General features: G+C 70.6%; 25 protein-coding genes. 9 read left to right on the forward strand and 16 right to left on the reverse strand.

What is annotated here, in order from left to right; all coding sequences use genetic code 11:
• Positions 1 to 98: 98 nt before the first annotated feature.
• The 9 genes from NQ151_RS09570 to NQ151_RS09610 form a co-directional block, all read right to left on the reverse strand.
• Entirely contained in the window at positions 99 to 944 is an 846-nt protein-coding gene (locus NQ151_RS09570; RefSeq protein WP_257527933.1) for a transglutaminase family protein, read from the reverse strand.
• Positions 941 to 1,873, reverse strand: a complete 933-nt coding sequence (locus NQ151_RS09575) for an alpha-E domain-containing protein (RefSeq protein WP_257507549.1) — start codon at positions 1,871 to 1,873, stop codon at positions 941 to 943. The genes NQ151_RS09570 and NQ151_RS09575 overlap by 4 nt, the downstream gene beginning before the upstream one ends.
• Positions 1,874 to 1,952: 79 nt before the next feature.
• Positions 1,953 to 3,629: a circularly permuted type 2 ATP-grasp protein gene (locus tag NQ151_RS09580; protein ID WP_257527934.1), complete on the reverse strand. Its 1,677-nt coding sequence runs from the start codon at positions 3,627 to 3,629 to the stop codon at positions 1,953 to 1,955.
• A 164-nt stretch (positions 3,630 to 3,793) separates the two neighbouring features.
• Complete coding sequence (rocD, locus tag NQ151_RS09585) at positions 3,794 to 5,014, reverse strand: ornithine--oxo-acid transaminase (RefSeq protein ID WP_257527935.1); 1,221 nt, start codon at positions 5,012 to 5,014, stop codon at positions 3,794 to 3,796.
• Position 5,015: 1 nt separating this feature from the next.
• The gene (ddaH, locus tag NQ151_RS09590) at positions 5,016 to 5,900 is read right to left on the reverse strand and encodes a dimethylargininase (protein ID WP_257527936.1); all 885 of its coding nucleotides are present in this window, start codon (positions 5,898 to 5,900) and stop codon (positions 5,016 to 5,018) included.
• Positions 5,901 to 6,047: 147 nt separating this feature from the next.
• A complete protein-coding gene (locus NQ151_RS09595; protein WP_257527937.1) occupies positions 6,048 to 7,061 on the reverse strand; it encodes an NAD(P)-dependent alcohol dehydrogenase in 1,014 nt (337 codons plus the stop codon).
• Complete coding sequence (locus NQ151_RS09600) at positions 7,058 to 7,282, reverse strand: helix-turn-helix transcriptional regulator (protein ID WP_257507544.1); 225 nt, start codon at positions 7,280 to 7,282, stop codon at positions 7,058 to 7,060. Before NQ151_RS09600 ends, NQ151_RS09595 begins: the two co-directional genes overlap by 4 nt.
• Positions 7,282 to 7,716: a hypothetical protein gene (locus NQ151_RS09605; RefSeq protein ID WP_257527938.1), complete on the reverse strand. Its 435-nt coding sequence runs from the start codon at positions 7,714 to 7,716 to the stop codon at positions 7,282 to 7,284. Before NQ151_RS09605 ends, NQ151_RS09600 begins: the two co-directional genes overlap by 1 nt.
• A 91-nt stretch (positions 7,717 to 7,807) precedes the next feature.
• Positions 7,808 to 11,563, reverse strand: coding sequence for a proline dehydrogenase family protein (locus tag NQ151_RS09610; protein WP_257527939.1), 3,756 nt, complete (start codon positions 11,561 to 11,563; stop codon positions 7,808 to 7,810).
• Positions 11,564 to 11,807: 244 nt separating this feature from the next.
• Here NQ151_RS09610 and NQ151_RS09615 point away from each other — a divergent pair, with 244 nt between their 5' ends.
• Positions 11,808 to 12,680, forward strand: a complete 873-nt coding sequence (locus NQ151_RS09615) for a class II glutamine amidotransferase (RefSeq protein ID WP_257527940.1) — start codon at positions 11,808 to 11,810, stop codon at positions 12,678 to 12,680.
• A gap of 29 nt (positions 12,681 to 12,709) precedes the next feature.
• Here the strand turns inward: NQ151_RS09615 and NQ151_RS09620 are convergent, their stop codons facing one another.
• The 3 genes from NQ151_RS09620 to NQ151_RS09630 all read right to left on the reverse strand — a co-directional run bounded on the left by NQ151_RS09620 (position 12,710) and on the right by NQ151_RS09630 (position 14,749).
• On the reverse strand, positions 12,710 to 13,270 hold the full coding sequence (locus tag NQ151_RS09620) for an acyl-CoA thioesterase (RefSeq protein WP_257507540.1): 561 nt from the start codon (positions 13,268 to 13,270) through the stop codon (positions 12,710 to 12,712).
• Between the two features lie 67 nt (positions 13,271 to 13,337).
• Positions 13,338 to 14,195 (reverse strand): HNH endonuclease signature motif containing protein, encoded by an 858-nt coding sequence (locus tag NQ151_RS09625; protein WP_353477569.1) that lies wholly within the window; start codon positions 14,193 to 14,195, stop codon positions 13,338 to 13,340.
• Positions 14,111 to 14,749, reverse strand: a complete 639-nt coding sequence (locus NQ151_RS09630) for a hypothetical protein (RefSeq protein WP_257527942.1) — start codon at positions 14,747 to 14,749, stop codon at positions 14,111 to 14,113. Before NQ151_RS09630 ends, NQ151_RS09625 begins: the two co-directional genes overlap by 85 nt.
• A 203-nt stretch (positions 14,750 to 14,952) precedes the next feature.
• Between NQ151_RS09630 and NQ151_RS09635 the strand changes: the two genes are divergently transcribed.
• The 8 genes from NQ151_RS09635 (at position 14,953) to NQ151_RS09670 (ending at position 20,862) form a co-directional block, all read left to right on the forward strand.
• The gene (locus tag NQ151_RS09635) at positions 14,953 to 15,459 is read left to right on the forward strand and encodes a GNAT family N-acetyltransferase (RefSeq protein WP_257507538.1); all 507 of its coding nucleotides are present in this window, start codon (positions 14,953 to 14,955) and stop codon (positions 15,457 to 15,459) included.
• A 5-nt stretch (positions 15,460 to 15,464) separates the two neighbouring features.
• On the forward strand, positions 15,465 to 16,238 hold the full coding sequence (gene cofE, locus NQ151_RS09640) for a coenzyme F420-0:L-glutamate ligase (protein ID WP_374113778.1): 774 nt from the start codon (positions 15,465 to 15,467) through the stop codon (positions 16,236 to 16,238).
• A 276-nt stretch (positions 16,239 to 16,514) separates the two neighbouring features.
• Positions 16,515 to 16,844 carry a PadR family transcriptional regulator gene (locus NQ151_RS09645; protein WP_257507537.1) on the forward strand — a complete coding sequence of 110 codons (330 nt, stop codon included), beginning with the start codon at positions 16,515 to 16,517 and terminating at the stop codon, positions 16,842 to 16,844.
• A gap of 2 nt (positions 16,845 to 16,846) precedes the next feature.
• Positions 16,847 to 17,230: a DUF1048 domain-containing protein gene (locus tag NQ151_RS09650; RefSeq protein ID WP_257507536.1), complete on the forward strand. Its 384-nt coding sequence runs from the start codon at positions 16,847 to 16,849 to the stop codon at positions 17,228 to 17,230.
• Entirely contained in the window at positions 17,227 to 18,033 is an 807-nt protein-coding gene (locus tag NQ151_RS09655) for an ABC transporter ATP-binding protein (protein ID WP_257527943.1), read from the forward strand. The genes NQ151_RS09650 and NQ151_RS09655 overlap by 4 nt, the downstream gene beginning before the upstream one ends.
• On the forward strand, positions 18,030 to 18,791 hold the full coding sequence (locus NQ151_RS09660; RefSeq protein ID WP_257527944.1) for an ABC transporter permease: 762 nt from the start codon (positions 18,030 to 18,032) through the stop codon (positions 18,789 to 18,791). The genes NQ151_RS09655 and NQ151_RS09660 overlap by 4 nt, the downstream gene beginning before the upstream one ends.
• 29 nt (positions 18,792 to 18,820) lie before the next feature.
• Positions 18,821 to 19,987, forward strand: a complete 1,167-nt coding sequence (locus tag NQ151_RS09665) for a 3-hydroxyacyl-CoA dehydrogenase family protein (RefSeq protein ID WP_286130181.1) — start codon at positions 18,821 to 18,823, stop codon at positions 19,985 to 19,987.
• A gap of 65 nt (positions 19,988 to 20,052) precedes the next feature.
• Positions 20,053 to 20,862 (forward strand): glycosyltransferase family 2 protein, encoded by an 810-nt coding sequence (locus NQ151_RS09670; protein ID WP_257507532.1) that lies wholly within the window; start codon positions 20,053 to 20,055, stop codon positions 20,860 to 20,862.
• On the opposite strand, the gene NQ151_RS09675 is transcribed toward NQ151_RS09670, so the two are convergent.
• From NQ151_RS09675 to NQ151_RS09690, 4 genes are all read right to left on the reverse strand, one after another.
• A complete protein-coding gene (locus NQ151_RS09675; protein WP_257527945.1) occupies positions 20,828 to 21,739 on the reverse strand; it encodes an alpha/beta fold hydrolase in 912 nt (303 codons plus the stop codon). The genes NQ151_RS09670 and NQ151_RS09675 overlap by 35 nt on opposite strands.
• Before the next feature lie 27 nt (positions 21,740 to 21,766).
• The gene (locus NQ151_RS09680) at positions 21,767 to 22,543 is read right to left on the reverse strand and encodes an enoyl-CoA hydratase (protein WP_257527946.1); all 777 of its coding nucleotides are present in this window, start codon (positions 22,541 to 22,543) and stop codon (positions 21,767 to 21,769) included.
• A gap of 4 nt (positions 22,544 to 22,547) precedes the next feature.
• Positions 22,548 to 23,729, reverse strand: a complete 1,182-nt coding sequence (locus NQ151_RS09685; protein ID WP_257527947.1) for an acyl-CoA dehydrogenase family protein — start codon at positions 23,727 to 23,729, stop codon at positions 22,548 to 22,550.
• A 65-nt stretch (positions 23,730 to 23,794) separates the two neighbouring features.
• A complete protein-coding gene (locus NQ151_RS09690) occupies positions 23,795 to 24,610 on the reverse strand; it encodes an MBL fold metallo-hydrolase (protein WP_257527948.1) in 816 nt (271 codons plus the stop codon).

The following is a 24,610-nucleotide window of genomic DNA, read 5'->3' on the forward strand; positions in this document are numbered from 1 at the left end:
CCTGTGCGCGTGAGACGCCGCGAGTACTCACTCGACGCCACGAGTACTCACTCGACGCCACGAATACTCACTCGGCAGCGTGAATACTCACTCGGCGGCTAGGCCTCGCGGGTGATCGTCACCTTCACGTGCAGGTCGCTTGCGAATGTGCCGGCGTACACGCCGCGCAGCGGCGGGACGTCGTTGTAGTCGCGGCCTCGCCCAACGAGCACGTGCCGCTCGCCGATCTCGGTGTTGTTCGTGGGGTCGAACCCGTGCCAATCGCCCGCGAACCACTCCACCCAGGCGTGCGACTCGCCGACGACGGCGACCCCCACCTCGGCTTCGGGATCCGGATGCAGGTAGCCCGAGACATAGCGGGCAGGGATGCCGACCTCGCGCAGTGCCCCCAGCGTGATGTGGGCCATGTCCTGACAGACACCGCTGCGCTGCTCCCACGCCTCGGCGGCGGTGGACTGCACGCCGGTGGACCCGTACATGTACTCGACGGTGTCGCCGATCGCCACCGCGATCGCCAGCGCCGCCTGACCGGGGTTGTCGTGCTGCGCCGCGATCATGCGGGCGAGTTCGGCGACCTCGGGGTGCGCGGCGGTGCGCGGCGACTGTGCAAGCATCTCGACGGTCGAGATCGAGCGCTGGGCCTCGCCACGGAGATCTTCCCACGAGATCTCGGGGTGCTCCAGCGGCCGGGGCCGCACCTCCACAAGCGACCGGGCGGTGATGCCCAGCGCGGTGTGCCCGGACAGCACATCGAAGGATGCCACGCGGGTGCCGAAGTAGTCGACGTACTGGTTCACGCTGGAGGAGGGCTCGATGTCGAGCGATGAGCTCAGCACGAACTGGTTCTCGGTCGAAACCGGAAGCATGCGCGCTTCGTTATACGACGCCGACACGTCACCCGGGTACGTGAAGCCGGTGGCATGTTCGATCCGCAGGCGCATCATGTGATCTCTCCCACCCAGCTGGGCTCGGCCTGCGTCGGGAAGAACCGGTGGCGGATCGCCTCGGATGCCTCCCGCGTGACCGTCTGCACTCGTTCCATATGCTCGGGCAGTTCGCCCAGGATGTCACCGATCGGGCTGTACTCCAGGTCGTTGCGGATGCGCCCCAGTGCGCGGGCCACCGCGTTGGAGTGCCCCACGCGATCGGCACGGGGGTCGATCGCGCTCATGCATTCCTCGGCGCGCTGGATCGAGTAGATGATCGACCGCGGGAACAGGCGGTCCAGCAGCAGGAACTCGGCGGCGTTGCGCGAGCTGGGCATGCCGCGGTAGGTGCGCAGGTACGCCTCGTAGGCGCCGCACGAACGAAGGATGGTCGTCCAGGACGGTCCGGATGCCTCCGTCAGCGACCGCGTGGCGAGCATGCGTGCCGTCATGTCGGTGCGTTCGATGCTGCGGCCGAGGGTGAAGAACTGCCACGCCTCGTCACGGCTGGTCGAGGAGTCGACGATGCCGACCGCCAGCGCCGAGCGCTCCCTGACCCACTGGAAGAACTCGTGCACCTTCTCGGACTGCAACCGGCGCGGCATCCGCGAGTTGGTCGTGTTGAGCGTCTCCCACAGTTCGGTGGAGACGATCTCCCGCGCGCGACGGGCGTTCTCACGAGCCGCCTGCAGCGAGTAGGCGATGCTCGAGGAGTTGGTGCGATCCACGGCGAGACGGGCGAGCACATCCTGACGTTCGACGCGCTCGAGGTGCTCGGGCGCCGTGGAGCCCATGACGCTCAGCAGCGACCGGCAGGCGGTGTCCTCGTCGATCCAGGGGTCCTCCAGCAGCAGCTGCAGGTGCACGTCGAGGATGCGGGCGGTGCCGTCGGCGCGCTCGATGTACCGCCCGATCCAGAAAAGACTCTCGGCAATGCGACTCAGCATTCGTGGCACGTCCCCCCGTGTCCGGTCCCTGAGTAGCGCCCGCAGGGCGCGTATCGAAGGGCAGCTATCCGTGAGGCCATCACGACGCCTCCCCCGCATCGCGACCCTGTTGCTGCTGCTCCTGCTGCTCGGTATGCGAGAGCGGACGGTCCTGCGGGGAGTGAGCGGGTTCCGGCTGACCGTCGTAGACGATCGGGATCGCCTCGGTGACGGCCGCCTGATCGGCGACGAGCCCGGACAGACCTTGGCCCTGGCCGTACTCGACCCGGCCCGGGGCGGAGCCGCCCACGATCCAGGTGTCCTTCGAGCCGCCGCCCTGACTGGAGTTGACCACCAGCTGCCCCTCGGGAAGCGCGACCCGCGTGAGACCGCCGGGCAGCACCCACACCTCGTCGCCGTTGTTGACGGCGAAGGGGCGGAGGTCCGCGTGACGCGGGCGCATGCCGTCCTCGACGAGCGTCGGGATCGTCGAGAGCATGACCACCGGCTGCGCGATCCAGCCCCGCGGGTCGGCACGCAGTTGCGTCTTCAGCTTGGCGAGTTCGGCCGGCGAGGCATCCGGTCCGATGACCAGTCCCTTGCCGCCGGAGCCGTCGACGGGCTTGATGACGAGCTCGTCCAGTCGGTCGAGCACTTCCTCGAGCGCGCCCGGGTCCTCGAGGCGCCAGGTGTCGACGTTCTTGAGGATGGGCTCCTCGGCGAGGTAGTACCGGATGAGGTCGGGCACGTAGGTGTACAGCAGCTTGTCGTCGGCGACGCCATTGCCCACGGCGTTGGCGATGGTGACGTTGCCCAGCCGCGCGGCGAGCATGAGCCCGGGGGCGCCGAGCATCGAGTCGGCGCGGAACTGCAGCGGGTCGAGGTAGTCGTCGTCGACGCGGCGGTAGATGACGTCGACGCGCTGCGGGCCGCGGGTGGTGCGCATGAACACCTTGCCGCCGACGCACAGCAGGTCGCGGCCCTCGACGAGCTCGACGCCCATGAGGCGGGCCAGCAGCGTGTGCTCGAAGTAGGCAGAGTTGTACACGCCGGGGGTCAGCACGACGACGTTGGGGTCCTCGACTCCGGGGGGCGCCGATGCGCGCAGCGCCGCGAGCAGCTTGTTGGGGTAGTCGCCGACCGGCCGCACCCGCATCGACACGAACAGTTCGGGCAGGGTCTGGGCCATGACGCGGCGGTTGGAGATGACGTAGCTGACGCCGGAGGGCACCCGCACATTGTCCTCGAGCACGCGCATCTCGCCGTGCTCGTCGCGGATGAGGTCGATGCCCGAGACGTGGATGCGCACGCCGTTGGCGGCGTGGATGCCGGCGGCCTGCCGGTAGAAGTACTGCGACGAGGCGATGAGTCCGGCCGGCAGCACGCCGTCGCGCACGCAGTGCTGGTGCCCGTAGGTGTCGTCGAGGAACGCCTCCAGCGCCAGCACCCGCTGCTTCACGCCCGCTTCGATGCGGGACCACTCGTCGTAGTCGATGATGCGGGGGACCGCGTCCAGCGGGAAGGGCCGCTCCTCACCGGCGAAGTCGAACGTCACGCCCTGCGCCAGGTACGAGCTCGCAAGCGAATCGGTGCGCCCGCGCAGCTCTTCCTGGGTCATCTGGGCCAGCGCCTGGTACAGCTCGCGGTACGCCCGACGCGACGGCACCGGGGCGCCCGGGCGGTCGGCGTGACCGAACATCTCGTCGTACGCCGGTACGCCGGAGGGCGTCTTGCGCGGCGCCAGTACGGAGCCGTAACCGTCGAACAGATCACCCATGCTTTCACCCTATCCGCGGGCGCATTGCCGCCGTGTTTCGGCCGAAGGTCTTGACAGCGCGGGGGTGCAGTGGTGTCGCGCCGTGGCCGCGCGCACGCGGCATCCACCCGTCGCCGGTGCCGCCTTCTCCGACACAGGAGTGTCCAGGAGACGGATGCCGCGGGTCAGCCGAGCGCGACCTTCAACTGTTCCACGGCCCAGTCCAGCTCGGTGGCCCGGATCACCAGCGGCGGCGCGATGCGCAGGGTCTGGCCGTGGGTGTCCTTCACGAGCACCCCGCGCGTCAGCAGCCGCTCGGCCACCTCGCGGCCGGTGCCGCGCGCGGGGTCGATGTCGATGCCGGCCCACAGCCCCGCCGTGCGCACGGCGGTGACACCGTGGCCGATGAGTTCCCGCAGCTTCTCGTCGAGGTGCTCACCGAGCAGCTGCGCGCGGCTCTGCAGCTTGCCGGTCGCGAGCATCTCCACGACGCGCTGCCCGATGGCGGCGGCCAGCGGGTTGCCGCCGAAGGTCGACCCGTGCTCGCCGGGACGGATGACCCCCAGCACGTCGGCGTCGGCGACGACCGCCGACACCGGCAGGATGCCGCCGCCGAGCGCCTTGCCCAGCAGATACACGTCGGGCACCACGCCCTCGCGGTCGCAGGCGAACGTCGTGCCGACCCGGCCCAGGCCCGACTGGATCTCGTCCGCGATGAACAGGACGTTGCGGCGGGTGCAGATCTCCCGCACCGCGGCGAGGTAGCCCTCCGGCGGGATGATGACGCCCGCCTCGCCCTGGATCGGCTCGACCAGCACGGCCGCGGTGTTGTCGTCGATCGCGGCCTCGATCGCGGCGGCGTCGCCGAACGGCACCGAGAGGAATCCGGGCGCATAGGGCCCGAAGTCGTCGTGGGCGCTGGGGTCGTCGCTGAAGCCGATGATCGTGGTGGTGCGGCCGTGGAAGTTGCCGTTGGCGACGACGATCGTCGCGGCATCCGCCGGCACCCCCTTCACCCGATACGCCCAGGCGCGGGCGACCTTGATGCCGGTCTCGACCGCCTCGGCGCCGGTGTTCATCGGCAGCACCAGATCCTTGCCGCACAGCTGCGCCAGCGCCGCGGCGAACGAGCCGAGCCGGTCGTTGTGGAACGCGCGGCTGGTGAGGGTGATGCGTCCCAGCTGCGCGGTCGCGGCGGCGACGAGCTGCGGATGCCGGTGCCCGAAGTTCATCGCGGAGTACGCCGACAGCAGGTCGAGGTAGCGCTTCCCCTCGACGTCGGTGACCCACACCCCCTCGCCACTGGCGACCACCACCGGCAGCGGATGGTAATTGTGCGCGACGTGCTGCTCCTCGGCGGCGATCAGGCTCAGGGCGGCGGGGTCGATGTTCTGCGGGGTGGTCATGTCAACCTCTCAATTCGAGGGTGCAGCACTTGATGCCGCCGCCGCCGAGCAGCAGCTCGGACAGATCGACGGGGACGGGGATGTAACCGCGATCGCGCAGCTGACCGATGAACCCGACCGCGCGCGGGGAGACGATCACGTTGCGGCCGTCGCTGGCGGTGTTGAGCCCGAAGACGGCGCCGTCCTCGTCGGAGACGGCGATGGCGTCCGGGAACCGCTCGGCCAGCACGGCGCGGGAGTGGTCGTCGAACGCGGTGGGCAGGTACGCGATGTTGGCGCGGTCGACGCCGCTGTGCCCCTGCACCGGGTCCAGCACGGCGATCGCGGTGTCGAGGTGGTAGAACCGCGGGTCGATCAGGCGCAGGCTCACCACCTCCCGCCCGAACACGTCGGCCACCTCGCGGTGGCTGTCGCCGACGGAGCGGAAGCCGGTGCCGGCGAGGATCGTGTCACCCACGAGCAGGAAGTCACCCTCGCCCTCCTGCACCTCGACGGGTTCGATCACCTCGAACCCGTGCGCGGCGAACCAGTCCATGAACGGCCGCTCCTCGCCGCGGCGTTCCGGCACGCGGAAGCGCACGCCCAGCGCACGGCCGTCGATGATGAACCCGCCGTTGGCGGTGTAGACCATGTCCGGGAGCCCCGGGACCGGGTCGATCAGCTCGACCTCGTGCCCCAGCCGCAGGTAGGTGTCGTGCAGCTCCTGCCACTGGCGCAGCGCCTTGGCGGTGTCGGTGGGCCGGGCCGGCTCCATCCAGGGATTGATCCGGTAGCTCACCGTGAAATGCTCCGGACGGCACATCAGGTAGCGGCGGTGCTGCGCGATGCGTTCCGCAGCCTCGGGCCCGGGCTGCTGGGTCTGCGGGAGGGTCGGGTGCGTGGACATTGTGCTCCTTTTCGCAAAGGTGGCGGACGCTGTCCCCTTGGCCCGGTGGCCCTTCGACCGCGGTGCTCTTGTGCTGCGGGAAAGGGGCGATCCGGACACGCCGGGACCATTGTGACATGGCGGGTCCGGCTGCGTCTGGATGCCACGTCAACCGCCGCGGACGACGACCTTTCCGATCGTGTGACCGGAGGCGATGTGCGCCAGTGCCGCGTTCGCCTCCGCCAGTGGCCACACCCGTTCGATGTGCGGCGTGAGCTCCCCCGCGGCGGCCAGGCGCGCCAGTTCCGCGGTGATCTCGGGCTTCGTCACCACCGTGAGGGGTCGCACCCGCCGCGACCCGACGAGCGACATCGGCAGCGCGCGCAGCACCATCGCGATCGGGCCGATGATTCGTCCGGTGCCGCCGCCGATGAGCACGACGCTGCCGCCGGGGACGAGCAGCCGGCGCAGTGCCCGCAGTGAGTGGTCGCCGGCGGTGACCAGCACGGCATCGAAGGATGCCGCGGCGAGCGTGGCCGGGTCGGTGCGGCGGTGATCCAGCACGGTCGTCGCTCCCAGCTCCCGGACGACCGACCGCGAGCGCTCCCCGGCGATGGCGGTGACGTCGGCGCCGCGGCGGGCGGCCAGCTGCACCGCGAAGTGACCGACCCCTCCCCCGGCGCCCACCACCAGCACGCGGGCGCCGCGAGCCCTGTCGCCGGTGATGCCTGCGCGCGCCAGCGCCTGCCACGCCGTGCCACCGGCCAGCGGCAGCGCGGCAGCGACGACGGCGTCCAGCCCATCGGGCCGGCGGACGAGGCGCGCCGCCGCCACCACGACGAAGGGGGCGAGCCCGCCGCCGGTCCCCTCGCCGAGTACGGCGTCGCCCACCCGCAGCGTCGTGACGTCGCGGCCGACGGCGACGACGATGCCGGCGATGTCGCGCCCCTGCACCGTGGTGCGGGGGCGGCGCAGCCCGAACGCGAGGCGCAGCGCGAGGGGGTTGCCCTGCATGATGCGAGCGTCGGCGGAGTTGAGCGCCGTCGCCTGCACGCGCACGAGCACGTCGCCCGGACCGGGCGAGGGCACCGGCACCTGCTCGGGGGCGACGACCTCGGCGCCGCCGTAGCGGTGCTGCGTCCAGGCGGTCATGGTGGTGGGGACTGCGGCATCCGCGTTCATGATGCCTCCTCTTCGGGGTACTGGAACACGTCGTCGAGACTGCGGCCGAAGACGTGCGCGATCTGGAATGCCAGCTCGAGCGTGGGCGAATACTTGCCCTGTTCGATGGCGATGAGCGTCTGGCGCGTGACGCCGACGCGGCGGGCGAGCTCGGCCTGGGTCAGGCCTGCCGCCTCGCGCAGCGTGCGGATGTCGTTGGTGACCTTGGTGGGCTTGACCATCAGGCCAGACCCCGTCGGTAGGCGATGACCTGGGCGATGCCGCCGATGAAAGCCGACACCGCGAACCCGAAGAACATGGTGTTCGCGATCCAGAACCAGGACGCCTCGAGGGCGCACAGCGTGATCACGCCGAGACCGGCGATGACCATGAAGGCCTGGCCGACACGGGAGCCGAGGCGGGCGATGTCGCGGTCGCGCAGATCCGATGCGCCCACCCCGTCGGGGTCACGCACGCCCGCGACCATGCCCCACACGATGCTCACGACGATCGAGCCGACGATGCTGCCGACGATCGTCCAGAGCATGACGGGCCACCACTGCACCTCGGCGAGGGGGCCGCCTGCGGCGGTCTGCAGGATCACGATGACGTACACCGTCATCGCCACGACCGTGGCGATGAGCTGCGACCACGTGTTGCGCTCTTGATAGACCATGGGACCCCCTCGAAGGTGTCAAGAATCTTTGACACCTCGAGTATCGACCCGGATGGCATCCGTGTCAAGAATCTTTTACATCGAGTCGGCGCTAGATCACGTCGTCGAATGTCGGGTCCGGGTTGCCGAACCGGTGCGCGGTGATCGTGATCGACTGCTCCCGCAGGAACGGCAGCAGCTCCAGCCGACCGGCGGTGGTCACCTCGTTGTCGTAGATCGCCAGGTCCGGGTCGCCGCCCACGGCCTCGGCCAGTGCGCGGCGCAGCGCCGCGACGGACTCCCGCGGTCCCACCAGCCGGGCGCGGGAGGGGCGCCGGGCGGTGAGGTCCAGTCCGAGGTCGGCGGATGCCACGCCGTCGCCGGTGCCCACGATGCGTTCGAGCCATTGCTGGTCGGTCTCCACGTGCACCGACGCCCGCAGGTCACCCAGCGCCCGGCGCACCGCGGCGGGAAGACCCACCGGCGCGCTGAGGGTGAAGGGGGCCCCGGCGCGGATCGCGGCGACCACGACGCGCAGCACCGCCTGCCAGGTGGCATCCGATGTCGCCCGGATTGTGACGGCCGGCACCGGGCGATAGCGGAAGAGATTGCGCTCCACGCCCAGCTGCGACACGTCGCGGACACGGCCGAATTCGCGATCCCAGACGATCGCGTCCGACAGGGCGCCGCGGCGCAGCCAGTCGAAGCCCTCGTAGTCGAGGGTGGGCTGGGCCGCCTCGATGAGCGACGTGATGCGGGAGTCCAGTCCCCGCAGGTGCAGCGTCGAGGAGGATGCCCCGCCGGCGGACGCACGCCACGAACCGAGGCCGATGAGGTAGTTCGGTCCGCCCGCTTTTGCGCCGGCGCCCACCGACGACCGCTTCCAGCCGCCGAACGGCTGCCGCTGCACGATCGCGCCCGTCGTCCCGCGGTTGACGTAGAGATTTCCCGCCTGCACGCGGTCCAGCCACAGCGCGAGGTCGTCGGGGTGCTGCGTATACAGCCCTGCCGTCAGCCCGTAGGCGACGGCGTTCTGCATCTCGATTGCCTGCGCCAGGGAGTGCGCGTGCATGATGCCGAGCACCGGCCCGAAGAATTCCTCGAGGTGCGTACGCGACCCGGGCTGCACCCCCACGCGGATGCCGGGGGTCCACAGCCGTCCCTCGTACTCCGGGAACACGCCCTCCAGGAGGCGCGGTTCGACAAGCCACTGCTCCCCCTCTTCAAGGGTGCGCAACGCCCAGTCGAGCTTGCCGGTGGGTGCCGCGATGAGCGGCCCCATCTCGGCCAGCGGGTCGGTGGGCGGGCCCACGCGCAGCGACCGGGTGGCATCCACCAGCTGCCGGGCGAACCGTTTGGACCGTCCGACCGGTCCCACCAGGATCGCCAGCGACGCCGCCGAGCACTTCTGGCCGGCGTGCCCGAAGGCGCTGCGGACGAGGTCGGATGCCGCCAGGTCGAGGTCGGCGGTGGGCGTGATGATCATCGCGTTCTTACCGCTGGTCTCCGCCAGCAGCGGCAACCCGGGCCGCCACGATTCAAAGAGTGCGGCGGTGTCCCAGGAGCCGGTGAGGATCACCCGATCCACCGCCGGGTGCGAGATGAGCCGCTGCCCCAGGTCGTCTTCATCGACGTCGACCAGGGCCAGCACGTCGCGGGGAACGCCGGCCTCCCACAGCGCCTCGGCGATGACGGCGGCGCAGCGGCGGGCCTGCGGCGCGGGTTTGAGCACGACGCCGGACCCTGCGGCGAGCGCGGCGAGCACCCCGCCGGTGGGGATCGCGATGGGGAAGTTCCAGGGCGGTGCGACGACGGTGAGCCGGGACGGCTCGAACACCGCGCCGCTGACGCGGTCGAGTTCGCGCGCGGTCGCGGCGTAGTAGTTGGCGAAGTCGACCGCTTCACTCACCTCGATGTCGGCCTCGGCGAGCACCTTTCCGGTCTCCGACGCGGCGACTTCGATCAGCTCCGCCCGGTGCGCCTCGAGGGCGCGGCCAGCGGCGATCAGCACGACGGCGCGCTCGGCGGCGGCGAGGCCGCCCCATGTGCCGGCGCCCTGGGTCACGGTCGCGATGACGCGTTCGAGGGCGCCGACATCGGTCACCCGCGCGGCGTCGATGGTGGCATCCCCCGCGGCGCTGACCTCGACCCGTTCGAGCACGGCACCGGCCCAGGCGCGGTTGCCCGGGACGGCGGGGTCGGTGTCGGCGGCGTTGCGGAAGCCGGGAGCGCCCAGCGCACGGCGCGTCTCGCGCGGTGCGAACACCGCGGTCTCGACGAATTCCTGGCCACCGAACAGCATGGCGTCGGCCGATGGTTCCAGCGGCACGGTGTCGCTCGGATCCGTCCCGGCCGACCGTGCGATGCCGAGCACCGCCTGGGTCAATCCGGCTTCGTCATCGGATGCCGCAGCGTCGCGCACGATGCTCTGGGCACGCCGCACCGGGTCGGCTCTGCGATCCTGCGTGCGGTTCGGGCCCAGGGCGAGCCCGGGTTCGGCGCTGCGGTCAAGCGACGAGAGGAACCGGTCGCGCTCCCGGTCGAACAGCGCCGGATCGGCGGCGAGGTCCAGGGCCGCGGAGAGGAAGTTCTCGCTCGAGGCGTTCTCCTCCAGCCGGCGCACCAGGTAGCTGATGGCGACGTCGAACTCATCGGGGCGCACGACCGGCACGTACAGCAGCACCGGACCGACTTCGCGGGAGACGGCGTGCACCTGCGCCTGCGCCATGCCCAGCAGCATCTCCACGTCGATGTCGTCCTGCACACCGCGCTGGCCGGCCAGCAGCCATGCGTAGGCGATGTCGAACAGGTTGTGACCGGCGACGCCGATCCGCACGGCGGCGGTGCGGTCGGCCTGCAGCGCCCAGTCGAGGCACCGGAGGTAATTGGCATCCGTGTCGAGCTTGCTGTCGTAGGTCGCCAGCGGCCAGTCGTGCATCGCGGCCTCCACTCGCTCCATCGCGAGGTTGGCGCCCTTGACCAGCCGGATCTTGATGCGCGCGCCACCTGCGGCCAGCCGCATGCGCGCCCACGCCGACAGCTCCTGCAGGGCCGGCAGGGCGTCGGGCAGATACGTCTGCAGCACGATGCCCGCTTCCAGCTGCTGCAGCCGCGGGTCCTCGATGATCCGGGTGAACACCGCGATCGTGAGGTCCAGGTCGCGGTACTCCTCCATGTCGAGGTTGATGAACGTCGGACCGCCCGGCGTCGCGGGGTCCGCCGCGGTCAGGTACAGCGGCAGCAGCCGCTCGACGACCGCTTCCACCGTCTGGTCGAACGCCCACATCGAGATGCGCGGCATGATCGCGGAGACCTTGACCGAGACGTAGTCGACGTCCTCCCGACGGATGAGGTCGTGGATGCCGTCGGCGCGGCGCACGGCCTCGGCCTCACCCAGCACGGCCTCGCCCAGCAGGTTGAGGTTCAGCCGCGCGCCGCTCTCCCGGATGCGCGTGATGGCCGGCCCGAGCTTGCCCGGTCGGGCGTCGACGATGAGGTGCCCGACCATCTCGCGCAGCACCCGGCGTGCGATCGGCACCACCGGCGTCGGCAGCACCGGCGCCACCGCACCACCCACGTGCACCGCGCCGCGCAGGTACCAGGGCAGGAAGTCGGGCACGAGCGGCGCGATGCGGGTGAGGTGGGATGCCGCCGCCGACAAGCTCTCCGGCCGCATCACCCCGTCGACGAAGCCGATCGTGAACGGCAGTCCGCGGGGGTCTTTGAGCACCCCGGCCAGCCGCTTGGCCGCAGGGTCGGTCTCGACGCTGGCGGACTCGGTGACCCACCGCTGGGCGAGGTCGATCGCGCGGTCGGCGAGGTCCGCGGACATGGGCGACTGCGGTGCCTCGTCGTAGGTCTGCGGCATGCGCCCAGCCTACGTCCAGCCCGCTGTCGCACCGAGGAGGGACGCGGCCGCGGCGGCACCGGCCGCACCGCGTCGGAATTCAGCCTGTGCGTGCGGTTCCAGCCCGGATTCGCCGGTTCCCGGCTTCTCAGCCTGAATTCCGACGCCGAACGACCTCCGAGGCCATCGACGCACGGTCGAATGGTTGAGATCATGGCCGCAGGGCTGCCGCGACGCCTCGAACCGGCAGCTGCGAGGAGTCGATATGTGTCGTTGGATCGCGTACCTCGGATCTGCGTTGCCGCTCGAGGACATCCTGGTCCGCCCCGACCACTCGCTGATCGATCAGAGCCTGCTGGCGCGTGAGCTGTACCTGCCGGGAACGGCGATGGCCTCGCAGTTCCGCGAGCACGCGTTCCCGACCAACGGCGACGGGTTCGGCGTCGCGTGGGCGGGACGGCGGGACACCCCGGGGCAATACCGGCAGACCACGCCGGCGTGGGACAGCGACAACCTGCGCCACCTCGCCGCCGAAATCGAATCGGGCTGCTTCCTCGCGCACGTGCGGGCAGCCCCGGGCGGCACGATCGCGGAGCAGAACTCGCACCCGTTCGTGCACGGCCGCTGGATGTTCCAGCACAACGGCGAGATCAGCGGGTTCGCCGACCTCAAGCGCGAACTCACGATGGCGGTGGCGCCGGAGCTGTACCCGTTCATCAGGGGCACGACCGACAGCGAGGTCTGCTTCTTCCTCGCCCTCACCTACGGGCTCGCGACGGACCCGGTCGCCGCCCTCCGGCGCATGGTCGAACGCGTCGAGACCGCACGGCGTGATCACGGCACCTCCGGCGCATTCCGCGGTGCGATGTGCGCCTCGGACGGAGACCGACTCGTCGTCCTGCGCTGGTCGAGCCCGGATGCCACGCAGCTGCCGCCGCCGTCCCTGTTCCACAGCGCGGGACCCGAGACCCTGCACGTCGGTGAGGGACGGACCGAACAGCTCCCCCGCGACGCGCAGCTCGTCGTCTCGGAACCGCTCGAGCTGCACTGGTCGCGGCGCAGGTGGCAGGAGATCCCGGCCGGCACCATCGGGGTCATCACCCGCGACGCCGCACCGGTGTTCACCGCGCTGAGCTGAACCCCGCGCCGGGAAGACGGTGCAGCGGCTCAGTCCCAGACGCTGGGAGCCGGGCTCTTGGTCGAGGGCAGGGCGGATTCCGCGGCCCACTGCAGCATCCACGGTTCCAGCGGCGGCAGGTCGTCGGGACGGTGCAGCGCCTCGAACAGTTCCTCGAGGGGGACGATGCCGCCCCCGCGGCGCAGGAACCGGGCCCGCACCAGCATCTCGGCGTAGATCTCACCGTTCACCACGGCGCGGTGGATCATGTAGACCGACTTGTCGTCGTGTCCGTGCAGGCGCGACTCGACGGTGAACCGCTGCCACAGCCCGAGGGATTTGCGGAACGTGATGGTCTCGCTCGCCACGACGGCGTACCACCCGCGGGCGTTGAAAAGGTCCCACATACCGGTGCGGATGAGCAGGTCGAACCGGCCGAGGTCGAACAGCGACGCGTAGCGACCATTGTTCATGTGCCCGAGCAGGTCGATGTCGGTGGGCAGGGTCCGCACCCGCACCCGCCCGACCGTGGCCGGATGGGCCGCGCCGTTGCGACGCAGCATGGCCTTCGCGCGCAGGATCGTCAGGAGAGTCCGCCACCATACATTCACGAGGCGTGATGCTAGCCCGGTCAGCCGCCGTTCCGGCAATCCCGCTGTGGGATGCCGACAACGCCGGTCATCTGCGCAGCACCAGATCCTTCAGCCGCGCGGGCGACCGGGTCACCCGTCGCCACCGGCCGGAGGCGTCGTTCCACCCGGGTGCCCGCACCTCGGGCACCCCCTTGTTCATCCGGATGCGCCACCCGTGCACGTCGAGGAAGCGGTGGTGGAACCAGCACAACAGCACGCCGTTGTCGGTGTGCGTGCGACCGCCTTTGGCGTGCTCGACGACGTGGTGGATCTCGCACCATGCGGCGGGCACCCCGCATCCGGGGATGAAGCAGCCGCCGTCGCGGGCGGCGATTGCCCGGCGCTGATGCCGGTTGAACACCCGGTCCTCGGTGCCGATCGCGACGATCCGCCCCTCAGCCGTCAGCGTGACGCGCTGGATGGCCCCGGCGCAGCCGGCGTGCCGCGCCGCAGCGAGGGAAACCGGCTCATCGCACCCGTCGACGTGGGCGTAGCCCTGGCCGGTGGCGACATCCTCGGCGCGCACCGTCACGACCAGGGTCGGCGCCGCACCCCCGATCGTCGGCAGCGATCCGCTGGCGGCAGCCACAGTCAGCGCGATCGCGAGGGCATCGTGCTGCTTCTGCGGGCGCGTGCGCCCGTCCACCGGCGGCACGCTGTCGTGGCTCCACTCCTCGTCGGAGTCGCTCACCCCTGCAACGAAGGCCACCTTGCCCCGCGGTGAGAGGGTGGCGTCGAAGATCCGCTCCAGTTGAGCGGCGACCTCGGGCATGAGCATCCCGCGCACGGGCACCCCGCACGCAGTGGGGGTGCCGAGGATCAGCGATCGCCTGTGCATGGTCGCTCGTTCGCGGGGCTCGGCGCCGTCCTGATCCAACGCCACTGACCACGCCTGCGCCTGCACGCGAAGCAGATCCGGGCACGCCGGCGGCGCGCCGTCGGGACCCTCGCCTCGGCGGCGAGGAGGCCATCGACAAGGAGAAGGGCCTCGCGCCCGACCCGGCTCCCCATCGCCAGCAGCGGCTCCGCGATCGCGAGCGCCCCGTCGAGTCCGACCACGCCGTCGAGCACGGCCTCCCGCAGCGCGGGCAGTTGCGACTGCAGCGGCTCGTCGGTGAGGAAGGACTCCTCGGGCCGCACCACCGCCGCGACCCTACGCAATCGCGAAGCCGTCTGCGGTGCCACCAGCGCCGCCCGCTGCACCAGTTCCGAGACGTCATGGCACCCCAGGCGCGTCGTCATCCGGTCATCGCGGGGACCCCCGGAGCGGGACTGCACCTCGCCGACGATCCCAATGAGCGCGGCATCCACCCACCGCCCGATGCCCCCGACGACCCCGAGCAGCCGCGCCAGATCCGCTTCGGTCTGGCTCGCCAGTTCCCCGCTGCGCACCCCGTCGGACACCACTTCGGCGACATGCTCTCGCAGCGCCTCAAGTCGGTTCAGGAAGGTGCTCATGCGCCAATTCTGCTCACCCCCTCCGACATTGGCGCCCCCAAGAAGGGCCCGATCATACGGTCAATTCCCGATCTGTGGACAACCCGTGGAAGTCGGCCCTGTGGAGAAAGCCCCGCGGCGCCGAGGGGAGACGCCGACCACCCGCCGAATTACCCCGGCTGTTCCGATTTCGCCCCCGCGCGACCCGCGCGTAGAGTCACGACATGGAACGCGAAACCCAGACCGACATCGTCGTCCGTCCGGTGCGGGACGTGGATGCAGAGGCCCTGGGCCGCGTGCACGCCCAGTGCTGGCACGAGACCTACGACCACCTCATCAGCAAGGCCGCGCTCGAGAACGTCTCGCCACGACGTCTGGCCGAACTGTGGACGCACTGGGCTCAGCAGGGTCCCGACTTCCGCATGCACGCCGCACTCGACGACGGCGAGATCGTCGGATTCGTCGGCTCCGGCCCCGCCCGCGACCGGGATGCGCCACGCACCCGCGAGCTGTACTTCATCTACCTCCTGGCCAAGTACCAGGGCACCGGCGCCGGCCAGCGCCTCTTCGACGCCGCGATCCACCAGGACGAACAGGCCTACCTCTGGGTCGCCGAGGACAACCCCCGCGCGCACCGGTTCTACCAGCGCAACGGTTTCGTCCTCGACGGCGCGGCGCACACCGAACCCTTCCTCGGCGAAACGCTGACCGAAGTCCGCTTCGTCCGCTGAGCGTCGTGCTGCAGGTCTGGGCGCTCGACGGTATTCCCGAGGTCGCCATCGGTGACGACCTCGTCACGCTGATCTCCGCCGCCGCGGGCGGCACACTCGCCGACGGCGACATCCTCGTGGTGACGTCGAAGATCGTGTCCAAGGCCGAGGGCCGCATGATCCGCGCCGACGACCGCGAAGCGGCCATCACCGCCGAGACCGTACGCGTCGTGGCGTCGCGCACCTCGGCATCCGGACACCTCACGCGCATCGTGGAGAACCGGCTCGGCATCGTCTCCGCCGCCGCCGGCGTGGATGCCTCGAACACCCCTCACGGCACCGTGCTGCTGCTCCCCGTCGACCCCGATGCCTCGGCCCGCGCCATCGCCGCCGGCCTGCGGGAGCGGCTCGGGGTGCACGTCGGCGTCATCGTCTCCGACACCCTCGGCAGGGCGTGGCGCGAGGGCCAGACCGATCACGCCATCGGCGCCGGCGGCGTCACGGTCATGGCGGACCTGCGCGGCCAGACGGATGCCGAAGGTCGCCCGCTCGTGGTGACCATGCCCTGCGTGGCCGATGAGCTGGCCGCGGCGGCCGACCTCGTCAAGGGGAAGGCCTCGCGTCGCCCGGTCGCCGTCGTCCGAGGGCGCGCGGATCTCGTGGGCCCCCTGGATCTGCCCGGCGCCCGCTCGATCGTGCGCCCGGCCGAACGCGACTTCTTCCACCTGGGCGCCGACGAAGCGCACGCGCAGGGGTACGCGGCCGGCTTCGCCGCCGGCGCCGCCACCGACGCGGACTGACGCCCCCCAGTCGTCCCCCGTCGTCCCCAGTCGTCCCCCAGTCGTCCCCCAGTCGTCCCCCACAGGCCCCGCCGGCGCGCGCCGGTTCTTCGGAGATCACCGGTTCTTCGGTGGCATCCGCCCCATTCGGTCCGAAATCGCGGCGTTCTCCGAAGAACGGGCGACGCGGATGCCGCGCGCCCGCGACCCGATCTCGGACTCGACCGTTGCGCACGCGTCGCTATTCAGTGATACTGACTACCGGTAGTTAGCCACACTGAGTAGTGAGTGGGAACGATGAGCAAGCAGATGACCGAGATGCTCAAGGGCACGCTGGAGGGCGTGGTCCTGGCGATCCTCGCGCTGCGCCCGGCATACGGGTACGAGATCACGAGCTGGCTGCGCGAGCAGGGTTTCGCGGACATCGCCGAAGGCACCGTCTACGCACTGCTGGTGCGCATCGAACAGCGCGGCCTCGTGGACGTGGAGAAGGTCCCGTCCGAAAAGGGGCCCCCGCGCAAGGTGTACTCGCTCAACGCGCAGGGACACGAACAGCTCGAAGAGTTCTGGAGGACGTGGAGCTTCCTGGCAGAACGTCTGGAACAGCTCCACCGAGGAGGCAAGTGAACATGGCTGCAGGTTGGCTCGAAAAGGTCACCGGCCCGTTCGAAGAGAAGAAGCAGTACAAGCAGTACAAGGCGCGAGTGGAGCAGCTGCCCGCGGACTATCGCACCGCCGCCATGGCGCTGGAGCGCTACCTGATGTACTACGGCTCGATCACCAAGGGCGACATCATGCTCGCGATGCTCCGCGACCTCGCCGACCTGTTCGAGCAGGCAGCCGCCGACGGCACGCCGATCCGCGCGATCGTCGGCGATGACCCGGTGGAGTTCGCCGAAGAGTTCCTGCGCAACTACACCGCCGGGCAGTGGATCAACAAGGAACGTGCGCGGCTGGTCAAGGCCATCAACGGCGTGACCGGCGATGGCACCGGAAAGGAGGCGGAATCATGACCGCCACACCGGCACCCGCCATCGAGGTGGCGGGTCTGGAGAAGTCGTTCAAGGACCTGCGCGTGCTGCAGGGTGTGGATTTCGACGTCGCGCGGGGCAGCATCTTCGCCCTTCTCGGCTCCAACGGCGCCGGCAAGACGACCGTCGTGCGCATCCTGTCGACACTGCTGCGGGCGGATGCCGGAACGGCGACGGTCAACAGCGCCGATGTGGCCGCGCAGGCCGCCCAGGTGCGCGAGTCGATCAGCCTGACCGGGCAGTTCGCCGCCGTCGACGAGGTGCTCACCGGTCGGGAGAACCTGGTCCTGGTCGCCAAGCTCCGCCACCTCAAGGATCCCGGCACCATCGCCGACTCGCTGCTGGCCCGCTTCGGGCTCACCGACGCCGGCGGCCGCAGGGCCGGGACATACTCCGGCGGCATGCAGCGGCGTCTGGACATCTCGATGAGTCTCATCGGCAACCCGCCGGTGATCTTCCTGGATGAACCCACGACCGGTCTCGACCCGGAAGCCCGCCTGGAGGTGTGGCAAGCGGTGCGGGAACTCGCCCGCGGCGGCACCACGGTGCTGCTGACCACGCAGTACCTCGACGAGGCCGAGCATCTCGCCGATCGCATCGCGATCCTCCACCAGGGCCGCATCATCGCGAACGGCACGCTGGCGGAACTGAAGAAGCTGCTGCCGCCGGCGAAGGTCGAGTACGTCGAGAAGCAGCCCACCCTCGAGGAGGTCTTCCTCGCCATCATCGGCAGCGATGCCGCCGCTCCGGGCGCACCGGCGACCACCGGAAAGGAACGACCATGACCGGCCACGGCCTCACCGACACCGCCGTGCTGACCGGCCGGTCACTGCGACACATCCTGCGCAGCCCCGACACCATCATCACCACCGCCGTCACCCCGATCGCGCTGATGCTGCTGTTCGTCTACGTGTTCGGCGGGGCCATCGACGTGGGCACCGAGGCGTATGTGGACTACATGCTCCCCGGCATCCTGCTGATCGCGATCGCGTCCGGCATCGCGTACACCGCGTACCGGCTGTTCCTGGACATGCAGGGCGGCATCTTCGAACGCTTCCAGTCCATGCCCATTGCCCGCTCCGGTGTGCTCTGGGCGCACGTGCTGACCTCGATGGTCGCCAACGCCATCTCGATGGCGATCGTCGTCGGCGTGGCCCTGCTCATGGGGTTCCGCACCGACGCGAACGTCCTGGAATGGCTCGCGGTCGTCGGCATGCTGCTGCTGTTCACGCTGACCCTCACCTGGATCGCCGTGATCGCGGGGCTCTCGGCCAAGACGGTCGACGGCGCGAGCGCCTTTTCGTACCCGCTGATCTTCCTGCCGTTCATCAGCTCTGCGTTCGTCCCCACCGAGACCATGCCGGGCCCGGTGCGCTGGTTCGCCGAGAACCAGCCGGTCACCTCGATCGTCGACAGCACCCGTGCCCTGTTCGCCGGTCAGCCGGTGGGCACCGACATCTGGGTGGCGCTGGCGTGGTGCCTGGGCATCCTGGTGGTGGCGTTCGGGTTCGCGATGACCATCTACAAGCGCAAGATCTCCTGACGCCGCCGGCCGAGCGTACTCTCGCTTACGTGACCGAGCGCCGCTGCCCGGCGGTGCCGGTCTGTGAGCAGGTCGGCGTCCTCGGTGCGGGCATGATGGGCGCCGCCATCGCCTACGCCACGGCGAAAGCCGGCATCGACGTGGTCCTCCTGGAGCTCTCCCCCGAAGCCGCGGAGAAGGGCAAGGAGCACGCCCACGGCCGGGAGCAGAAGGCCGTGGCCCGGGGCGAAACCACCGAGGAGCGCAGCCAGGCGCTGCTGGAGCGCATCCACCCCACCGCCGACCCCGCGGACTTCTCCGGTGTGGACATCGTCATCGAGGCGGTATCCGAATCGGTATCAGGCAAGCCGCGGGTGTCCCCGGAGGTCCAGGCCACCGTGAGTCCCGTCCACGTCTTCTCCGCGGCCGACGGCATGCCGCTCGTTGAGATCATCCGCGGCGAGAGCACCGGCGACGAGGCGCTGGCGAGGACGTTCGACTTCGTGCAGCAGATCCGCAAGACCCCCATCGTCGTGACAAACTCCCGCGGCTTCTTCACCTCCCGCGTGATCGGCGCGCGCCTCGCCGAGGCGGTCGCCGCCGTCGGCGAAGGCGTGGAACCGGCCTCCGTCGAGCAGGCCGCCCTGCAGGCGGGCTATCCGGCCGGCGCCCTGCACCTGCTGGACGAGCTGTCGCTGTCGCTGGGGCAGAAGATGCGAGTCGCCGCGCGCGCCGCGACCGAGGCGGCGGGCGCGAACTGGGTCGCACACCCGTCGGAGGCCGTCGTGGACTGGATGGTCGACGACGCGAAGCGCCGAGGCCGCGCGGCCCGCCGCGGCTTCTACGACTACGACGAGCGTGGGGAACGCGTCAGGATCTGGCCGGGGCTGCGCGAGCGATTCGACTCCGGCCGCACACGCGTGGCGCTTGTGGATCTGCAGGAGCGGATGCTGTTCGCCGAGGCGCTCGAGGCGATCCACTGCCTCGATGAGGGGGTACTCGCGTCGGTGGCCGACGCCAACATCGGCTCGATCTACGGCATCGGCTTTCCGGCATGGACGGGAGGCGTGCTGCAGTACGTCAACCAGTACGAGGGGGGCCTGCCCGGCTTCGTCGCCCGGGCGCGGGAGCTGGCCGACGCCTTCGGCGAGCGCTTCGTCCCGCCGGCGTCGCTTTGGAAAAGGGCGGAGGCCGGCCAGGACTTCCGGCGCGAGTGAGATCGGCGACGCACCGAGTGCTCCAAGGCCACATGACGGCGACGCAGGCCCTAGGCTGACGCTCGATGAGCACAGTGAGCGTCGTCATCCCGTCTCTGAACGATGCGTTCATGCTGACGAACTGCCTGGCCGCCCTCGCCGACCAGACGCGACAGCCGGACGAGATCATCGTCGTCGACAACGGATCCACCGACAGCACGGCAGACGTCGCCCGCGCCGCCGGTGCGGTGCTGGTGAGCGAACCGCGCCGCGGGGTGCTGCGCGCGACCGCGAGCGGCTTCGACGCGGCCCGCGGCGACATCATCGGGCGACTGGATGCCGATTCGATCCCGTCGCCGCAGTGGACCGCGCGTCTGGAACAGCGCTTCGATGCCGATCCCACCCTCACCGCGCTGACCGGCACGGGCGTGTTCTACGGCGGCGCCCGGGTATGGGAAGTCATCGGCCGGTACGGGTACCTCGGCGGCTACTTCTGGTCCATGCGCCTGGTCATGGGGCACGTGCCCGTGTTCGGTTCCAACTTCGCGCTCCGCCGCAGCGCATGGCCGCAGGTGCGCGAACGCGTGCATCTGGACGACCCCCGCATGCACGATGACCTCGAAGTCAGCTTCGCCCTCGATTTCGGCGCGGGCGTCGAGTTCGACCGGTTGCTGCGCGTCGGGGTGTCCGCTCGCCCCTTCGACTCGTTCGCCGGCTTCCGCCGACGAGTCGTGTGGGCGTTCCACGACATCGGCGTCAACCTGTCCGAGGTCGGCGCTCTCCGCCGGCACTGGCGGTGCGCGCTAGGACGCCACCGGCGCCGGGCGGTCCGCCGCGAAGCCCGCCGCGAGGCGCGACGGGTCAGCGCGGAAAGTGCACCAGCATCGCCTCGGTGAGCTGATGCGGCGCCGACTCGCACGGGCTGTGGCCGGTGTCGATCACCCGCAGCACGGCGTTGAGCCGCGCGGCGTATGCCTGGTGCGCCGCAACCGGCCAGACATCACCCGTGCCGGTGACGACGAGGATCGGCAGACCCAGCGCCCGTAGCGCATCGGCCAGGTCCGGCGTGTGCTTCATGAGCCAGAAGATGTCCTCGACGCTGGAGGTGCGGGTGAGCGCGAACCGCGCCCGCACGAAGACGGCGCGGTCCTGCGGCCCGCGGTGCACGTTGTTGCGCACGCCCCACATCATCAGGCGTGCCGCGGTGCGTGCCGGGATCGGGCCGCTCACGGGGCCCAGGATCTTGAAGGCGCGCAGCGCCTGGCCTGCGATCGGAGGCGCCGACAGCAGCGTGATGCTCGAGAACAGTTCGGGATGGGCGACGGCGGTGGCCGCGACGACGGTGCCGGCGAACGAGTAGCCCAGCACGTGCGCCGGCGTGGCGCCGGTGGCCAGCACTGCCAGCAGGTCGTCGACGAACAGCTCCAGCGTGTACCGGCGCTGCGGCGGCACGAGGTTCTCCGGCCCCGCCGTGTAGGACTCGTACTGCCCCGCCATGTCGAACGACTCGACCCGATAGCCCGCTGCTGCCAGCATCGGCATCATCCGGATGAAGTCCTCTTTGGACCCCGTGACGCCGGGCACCAGCACGACGCGCTGCCCGTCGACCGGGCCCATGCTGATGCGGGCGAGCGCGCCGGACGGCGCGGTGACACGGTCGCGCTGCACGTCGGGCGGCAGCAGGCTCCAGTCGATCGGCCCGAGCGCGGCGTCGAACTGGGCCGCCCGGCTGGCGATGCCCTGAGCTTCCCCGTCCGCCCTGTCGACGCTCACGAGGGCATCCTAGGGTGCCCTCCGCACTCAGCGGTGGCTGAACCGCGGCGCGCGCTTCTCGCTGAAGGCGGCCATGCCCTCTTTCTGATCTTCCAGGGCAAACAGCGACGTGAAGATGCGCGTCTCCAGGCGCAGGCCTTCGGCCAGGCTCGTCTCCTGAGCCGCTCGCAGTGCCTCTTTGGCGGCGTACAGCACCGGCAGCGACTTCGACGCGATCGTCTCGGCCGTCTTCGCGGCCTCGTCGAGCAGATCGGATGCCGGCACGACCCGGGACACCAGGCCGGCACGTTCCGCCTCGGCGGCATCCATCATGCGCCCGGTCAGCACGAGCTCCGCCGCCTTGTAGGCGCCGACCGCCCGGGTCAGCCGCTGCGTGCCGCCGATGCCGGGGATGACCCCGAGGTTGATCTCGGGTTGACCGAACCGGGCGGTGTCGGCGGCGAGGATGACGTCGCACATCATCGCCAGCTCGCACCCGCCGCCGAGGGCGAAGCCTGCCACCGCGGCCACCACCGGCGTCCGTACGCGGGAGAGCTGCTCGAGCCCCGCGAACGGGTTGTGCATCGTCATCTCGTGGGAGCTCTTCCCCGCCATCTCCTTGATGTCGGCGCCCGCCGCGAAAGCCCGCTCGGAACCGGTCAGCACGATGCATCCGATGTTCTCGTCGGCGTCGAACGCGGTCACCGCCTCACCGAGCTCGGCGGCGAGTTGGGCGTTGAGGGCGTTGAGGGCCTGAGGCCGGTTGAGGGTGACCCAGCCGATGCGGCCACGGGTCTCGACGATGAGCGTCTCGTATGCGGTCATGCCCTCATCGTGCCACGCGACCGCGGCGCAGCAGATCGCGGCCGACGATGACACGCATGATCTCGTTCGTGCCTTCCAGGATCTGGTGCACCCGCAGATCCCGCACCACCTTCTCGATGCCGAGTTCGCGCAGATACCCGTAGCCGCCGTGCAGCTGCAGCGCGTCGTTGGCGACGCGGAAACCGGCGTCGGTGGCGAAGCGCTTGGCCATGGCGCACTGCACTGCGGCGTCGTCGGCGCCCTCGTCCAGCGCACGGGCGGCGTCGCGCACCAGCGCGCGGGCCGCGCGCAGCTCGGTGGCCATGTCTGCGAGCATGAACACGACCGCCTGACGCTCGGACAGCGGTTCACCGAAGGTCTCACGCTCCTGCACGTAGCGCACCGCGCGGTCCATCGCCCACTGGGCGCCCCCGATCGAGCACGCCGCGATGCCGAGACGGCCCGCGTCGAGGGCCGCCATCGCGATGCGGAAACCCTCGCCCACGCCGCCGATGAGGGCGGATGCCGGCAGACGCACGTCGTCGAGCACCACCTGGCGGGTCGGCTGCGCGCTCCAGCCCATCTTCTTCTCGTTCGCGCCGAACGACAGTCCGGGGGTCCCGGCCGGCACGAGGAACGCCGAGATGCCCCGAGCGCCGGGGGAACCCGGCTCCCCTGGCGCGCCGGTGCGGGCCATCACGACGTACACCCCCGCTTCGCCCGCACCGGAGATGAACTGCTTCACGCCGGTGAGCCGGTAGTCCTCGCCGTCGGCCACGGCGGCGGTGACGAGCGCCGCGGCATCCGACCCCGCCCCCGGCTCGGTCAGGCAATAGGAGCCCACCTCGCTCATCTCGACCAGGCGCGGCAGCCACTCCTGCCCCTGCGCGGCGCTCCCCCAGGTGTCGATGATCCCGGCGACCATGTTGTGGATCGAGATGTAGGCCGCAAGCGACGTGTCGCCCTCCGCGAGCGCCTCGTAGATCGCCACCGCGTCGCTGCGCGACAGCCCGGTGCCGCCTACGTCCTCCCGCACGCAGACGCCGCCGAGGCCGAGGTCGCCCGCCCGGCGCAGGGCGTCGCGCGGGAAGATCGCGTGCTCGTCGCGTTCCAGGGCGTAGGGCGCCAGCTCGGTGGCGGCGAATTCCCGCACCGCGGCGAGGATCGCCGCGCGCTCATCATCGGTCAGCGTGGGCGGTGTGTTCATCGTCGACGACATCGGCTTTCCATCCTGTGCAGGCTTTTGGCCTCGCGGTGGGCGATGTGCGTAGTTTAGCTGCGCGCGCTGAGGTAGGTCAGTTGCGCCCGCACGGATGCCTCGGCGGCGAACCGCACCGCGGGGTCGATGTGACCGTAGACGATATCGGTCACCTCGGCCACCAGGGCCGCGTCGGGCGCGGGGGCTCGATCGAGCGTGCCGAGGGCGGCGCGCACCTCGTCGAGGCGGGTGCGGCGGTGGGCGGCGTAGGTGCGGCAGATGGCGGCGAGGTCCGGCAGCTGCGGGCCGTGGGCCGGCAGCACCGGGATCGCGCCGTAGCCGCGCAGCCGGGTGAGCGAGTCGAGGTAGTCCGCCAGCGACCCGTCGGGTGCGGCGATGATCGTCGTGCCGCGGCCGAGGATCGTGTCCCCGGTGAGCATGGTGCCGCCGGGGGTGTCGGCGGCATCCCGCGCAGCGTCGTCGGGCAGGTGCAGCGAGACGGAGTCGGCGGTGTGGCCGGGGGTCGCGACGACGTCGATACGGATGCCGGCGGCGTGCAGCTGCTCCCCGTCGTCCAGCGGTGGCGCCCCGATGCACAGCCGCTCATCGAGGGCTCGCACCGGCGCCCCGCTGAGCTCGGCGAACCGCGGTGCCGCCTCGGTGTGGTCACGGTGGTGGTGGGTGAGGAGGATGAGTTCCACCTCCCCCGCACCGCGGAGCGCATCGAGGTGGGCGGCGTCGTCGGGACCGGGGTCGACGACGACGATGCTGCCGCTGCCGGGCGCCCGGATCACGAACGAGTTCGTGCCGTCGAGGGTCATCGGCCCCGCGTTGGGCGCGAGCACGCGGGAGACCAGTATGGTCCAGCGCTCCGCCCCGGCATCCGCCAT

The organism is Microbacterium sp. zg-YB36, assembly GCF_024623575.2.
In the GTDB taxonomy this organism is placed as follows: Bacteria; Actinomycetota; Actinomycetes; order Actinomycetales; family Microbacteriaceae; genus Microbacterium.